This is a genomic window from Dapis purpurea BLCC-M126 (assembly GCF_050015975.1).
Lineage (GTDB): Bacteria > Cyanobacteriota > Cyanobacteriia > Cyanobacteriales > Microcoleaceae > Trichodesmium.
Window position 1 is genome coordinate 1 of the sequence record NZ_JBNHER010000243.1, and the last position, 5302, is coordinate 5302.

General features: G+C 34.9%; 3 protein-coding genes and 1 pseudogene. 2 read left to right on the forward strand and 2 right to left on the reverse strand.

Features of this window, described 5'->3' with window-relative positions; genetic code table 11:
* Nucleotides 1-602: 602 nt before the first annotated feature.
* Nucleotides 603-1415: a glycosyltransferase family 2 protein gene (locus ACP6PL_RS21865; RefSeq protein ID WP_426547389.1), complete on the forward strand. Its 813-nt coding sequence runs from the start codon at nucleotides 603-605 to the stop codon at nucleotides 1413-1415.
* 664 nt (nucleotides 1416-2079) lie between these two features.
* The gene (locus tag ACP6PL_RS21870; RefSeq protein ID WP_426547388.1) at nucleotides 2080-3162 is read left to right on the forward strand and encodes a glycosyltransferase family 4 protein; all 1083 of its coding nucleotides are present in this window, start codon (nucleotides 2080-2082) and stop codon (nucleotides 3160-3162) included.
* Nucleotides 3163-3620: 458 nt separating this feature from the next.
* Here the strand turns inward: ACP6PL_RS21870 and ACP6PL_RS21875 are convergent, their stop codons facing one another.
* A complete protein-coding gene (locus ACP6PL_RS21875) occupies nucleotides 3621-3752 on the reverse strand; it encodes a PEP-CTERM sorting domain-containing protein (RefSeq protein WP_426547390.1) in 132 nt (43 codons plus the stop codon).
* Nucleotides 3747-4505 (reverse strand): annotated as a pseudogene (locus ACP6PL_RS21880) (NF038130 family PEP-CTERM protein); the annotation flags it as partial. The pseudogene ACP6PL_RS21880 and the gene ACP6PL_RS21875, both read right to left, overlap by 6 nt.
* Nucleotides 4506-5302 lie beyond the last annotated feature (797 nt).

Genomic DNA, 5302 nt, shown 5'->3' on the forward strand with positions numbered 1-5302 from the left:
TTTTAACCAGAGGTAATTATCAATTATCCATTATCAATTATCAATTAATGAACAATACTTCCTGAACAGTCTGCTATAGCAGGACTTCCAATTAATAATAGTATAAAAACTGCAACTACAAGTGCTTTTAATAGTTTTTTATTGGACACTATAAATTTCAACTTTCTGAGTATTTAACTTGATCTTAATTATTCAAATTTAGTAACTCAGCCACAAGATAACATAGTCAATTTTTAATAAAAATACAGCAACTAATCTAATTTATTATTAAGGTAAATATGCAACTATTGCTCCCTTAAAAAAACTTTTTATTTACTAATAATAGCTGTAAAGTAGGCAAATAAATATTCAAGGATATAAACTTATCCAATTTTAAATTACACTTGCTTACCGAATAATTAAGGTTTAAAGCCTCTCCTTTATAAGGAGAAACAAGAAAAAATTTTCCTTTTGTTCAATCTTCTTCCTTTTGGGGAGAGGTAATTATCAATTATCCATTATCAATTATCAATTATTGAACTTACTTATTTAAAGGAGAAACTAATATTCACACCAATTATTCTATCTACTTTCTTACGGTTAACTACTATTCAACTGAGTTAATTAAAAAATTAATCAATTCAATCCAATTAACTTCTCACCTATTTCAAAAAATTATCATTATTAATAACTCAAATGATGATGAATCTATCGAACGACTCCAAAATAATACTACAATTATTATCAATTCAGGAACTAATTTAGGATATGGTAAAGCCTGTAATTTAGGATTAAATTGGATTTATACTCAAAATTCTCAAGCAATAGTTTGGTTAATTAATCCTGATGCTTATTTATTACCTTATTCTCTAGAAAAAGCACATCATTTTTTAGCCAAAAATCCAGAATTTTCTATATTAGGAACAACTATCTACGAACCTACGGGTAAAATTTGGTTTGGTGGCGGTAAATTTATTCCTGAAACTGGCAAAATAATTCCTAATGAATTTTTGTTAGACACAGAAACATCAACTACAGATTGGGTGACAGGATGCAGTATGTTAATTAACTTCAAAAATTTTAAAAACTGTCCTGAATTTGATGAAGATTATTTTTTATACTATGAAGATTTTGACTTCTGTAGACGCTATGTAAAACAAGGTCATAAAATAGCCATTACTCAAACAATATCTGTAATTCATAAACCATCTTCTATTACTAATAAAAACCCAGAATTAAAACTTGAGTATAGTATCTATAGCTACCTATTGAGTTTAGAAAAACATACAAACAAACCAGTTTTAATATACAGATTACTCAGAATTACTATAGTAGCTTTATTTTACCTACCAATAAATTATAAAATAGCTAGTATTAAGCTTAAAGCTATTGGGAAATTTATCAGACATAATCGTAGATTGGGTAGAACGAAGTGAAACCCAACAAAGCATAATTTGATCGGAGGAATTTTTGTCTGATTTGAACCAAATTAACTGAAAATGTTTGGTTTCGTTCCTCAACCCAACCTACTGCCGTGTCAAGCTTGAAAATGTGGATTAAAAACCTAACCCCCCAACCCTCTTCCCTGCAAGGGAAGGGGGGGTTCACAGGGGTAGGTTTTTTACCTTTGATCTAAAAGAAGTGTGGAGAGAGGGGGAAAAGGGCGAGGAGGGGGGAGTTTATAGTTATTTATTGTATAAAAAAGTACATTTTTTGAGAATTTTATACTGAATCAAAGCGCTCGCTCGCTCCTTTCTACCCCTCTAAAGGGGGATTTCTCCCCTCTCCTCGCAGGAGAGGGATTAGGGGAGAGGTCTTCATTAACTCAAATTTTTAAAGCTAGATGAGCTACTACAGTATTTAAAATTTTGGTAGCTTGGGTAGAACGAAGTGAAACCCAACAAAGTATTATTTGATCGGAGGAATTTTTATCTTATAGCGGTTTTCATAAAGGTAGACTACAAAATTTCTTCCTTCTTCCTTCTTACTTTAAACCCAAATCTCTGTACTCTATATTAATGAAAACTGCTATAAATCCAAGCTAAACTGATTGCTGGAATCTTAATCCGTATATCGGTGCCATAATCCGTGTGAGCGCAAATGTCTAACGAACTTATAATCAATCTATCAGTATTAATTCCTCAACCTACAGGAATATCTGTCTACGCTAATAACATCCTGCCACAACTTCAAAAACTTAACCCCACTCTGTTAATTCCTAATAATATTCCTAATTTTAACTGCCATCTCATCCCTAATAATATGACTCCTGCTCAGGGAACTAAAGGTCATTTACGACGATTATTTTGGACTCAATTTCAATTATCAAATATCTATAAAAAATTACAAGCAAATCTACTTTTTTCTCCCCTTCCAGAAGCGCCATTATTTTCTCAGTGTCGTTATATAGTAATGGCTCACGATTTAATTCCTTTACGTTTTCCTAAACCTGGTTCTCGCTTAACTGCTTATTTCAAATATTATATTCCTCAAGTATTAAGTCAGGCAGAACATATTGTTTGTAATTCTCAAGCTACGGCAACAGATATTACTGATTTTTTCCAAATACCATCTCAAAAAATTACTCCTATTCCTTTAGGTTATGATTCTCAAAAATTCCAATTTTTAGACTTACCTACGCAAAATTACTTTCTTTATCTTGGTCGTCACGATCATTATAAAAATCTGCATCGGTTGATAGAAGCTTTTGCTAATTTGCCTAATTTTTCCGAGTATGAATTATGGCTTGCCGGACCTACAGATAATACTTATACACCAACCTTAAAAACTCAAATTCAAGAATTAGGTTTAACAAAATTAGTGAAATTTCTTGACTATGTTCCCACAGCAGAATTACCCAAAATAATTAATCAAGCGATCGCTCTAGTTTTTCCTAGTTTGTGGGAAGGGTTTGGTTTTCCAGTGTTGGAAGCAATGGCGTGTGGTACTCCAGTTATTACTTCTAATATTTCATCCCTGCCAGAAGTTGCTGGAGATGCAGCTATTTTGGTTAACCCGAAAAATGTGGAAGAAATAACAGATGCTATGAATATTATTGCTAAAGATGGGGGAGAGCGATCGCACCTCTCGACCTTAAGTTTAGCTAGAGCTAAAGAATTTAGTTGGGAAAAAACAGGTTTAGCTACTAGGGAGGTGATTCAGAATTATCTGATTAAGGTTTAAATAATTGGGGCGATCGCTCCTTTTTATTTGGGAAATAGCGAGGGCTTTTGGTTAACCTGAAAAATGTGGGACAAATAACTGATGCGATGAATATTTTTGCTAAAGATGGGAAGGAGCGATCGCGCCTCTCAACCTTAAGTTTAGCTAGAGCTAAAGAATTTAGTTGGGAAAACCTGGTTTAGCTACTAGGGAGATAATTCAGAATTATCTGATTAAGGTTTAAATAATTGGGGCGATCGCTCCTTTTTATGGTGTCGGACTTCTGCCAGATTCAGCTAAAATCTTACCGAAGAATTAATAATTAATAATTAATAATTAAATAATTCTGGTTTAAAGCCTCCCCTTTCAAGGGGAAAACAAAGACAATATTCCTTATATTTAATTCCGTCACGGTTTTAACCAGAGGTAATTATCAATTATCAATTATCCATTATCCATTATCAATTATCCATTATCCATTAATGAATTTGAACCTTACGCTTAGTAGCAGTAACCAAACCACCCATAGCTATTAGACCTAATACTGTAGAAGGCTCAGGTATGTCTTTTGCAGAAGGCTCAGGTATGACTTCTGTAGAAGGCTCAGGTATGTCTTCTGCAGAAGCCTCAAGTACCTCTTCAGATACATAACCATTCGCTAAACCTTCTAGAACAACTTCATAGTTACCATAGAAAGAGCCAAACTCAGTCTGAGTAGCAACACTATTCCAAGCGTAACCAGTAACTCCATTAATATCGTATGCAAAGATTTCACTCATTTGCACACCTTCTAACGCTCCTACTAGAAATGGGTCGCTAAATCTGTCTGCTAAGTTTAAGGGACTTGCTAAACCAACCACAATGTCATCACCAACTTCGTTAATGTAAGAAATGTTGGGGTCAGTAATTATGTCAAGCCCCCCTTGGCCTATAAACATGCTGTAAAACAGCCCTTCATTGGCACTTGATACAAGTGGGGCACTTGAGTTTCTTTGAACAGCTTGTTCCCAAGCATCAGAGAACCAAGCTCTACCAGTATCGTTTAGCCAATCGCTACTAGAGTAAATGTTCTCAGTCACATTGGTAAATGTGGCTGTTTCTCCCTGAGCATTTTGAACTTGTACTCCAGCAAGTGGGTTACCGCCCTGAGTTTGGCCTACATTTTTAGCGCCTAACTCTATGTTACCACCAGGATTGGAACTATCTCCTTGTAAAATTGAATCTAACTTAGTTAAGTCATTAGTTACTTGAAAGCCAGTACCGACTTGTTCCCGTAGTATGATATCTGTACCTACACCAGTAAAGGTAGAAGCCATTGCTGGAGCGCCGAATACTGCACTCATGCCAGCAACAACAGAAGCGCTTGCTAAAAATTTCTTTACTCATCCTGCCATGATTTTTATTTCCTGAATTTAAGTTGTGTTTTTTGAGAAATTTTTTTTTGATTTATAGTAGAGCTGGTTTGGTGTGACAAAATGCTCCAGGTTCGACTGTCTCCTATCTAGAGCGATCGAGCATTTAAGAATTTTGTCAAAAATGGCCCTGACGTACTTACTTAGGACTTACGCAGTACAAAGTATTTCCGTCATTGCGACCGACAGGGAAGCAATCTCAAATCGTAGTTTTTCGTACCTCATGCGTAAGTCCTGTTACTTATTTAGTGGGGAATGTTTTTTTTCCACTCAGAACTTTGTACTGTCGAGTAACAAAGGTTAGCCAGATTACCTTGATTTAGGATTTTCTGGTTTGAGCTTGAGGTTCATTTTGAGCTCTTCTGTAATTAAGACGATCTGGGAAGGGAATTTCTGACTTTTTTTTTAAGCTACACCACAGCAACCTTTTTATTTGGAAAATGGCGATCGCCTTTGGTTAACCTAAAAAATGTCGGAGAAATATTTGATCAGGACTAAAGCCATGGGAGCCCAGAAACTCGGTTTCTCCTAGATGCTTATTGTCAAAAAGAATGATTTATATCATGTCCGGTTGAATAATTATAAATAAATGAGGGAGGAGTCAGGAGACAGGAGACAGGAGTCAGGAGGGAAGAGAGGAGAAAGAAAGTATCAAAAGAAGAAAGTTTTTTTATCACTAATTATCCGGACATGATATTACAGCGCTTTTCAGTTGAGTAGACCACAAAACTGTTGTAGGAGTAATGAGT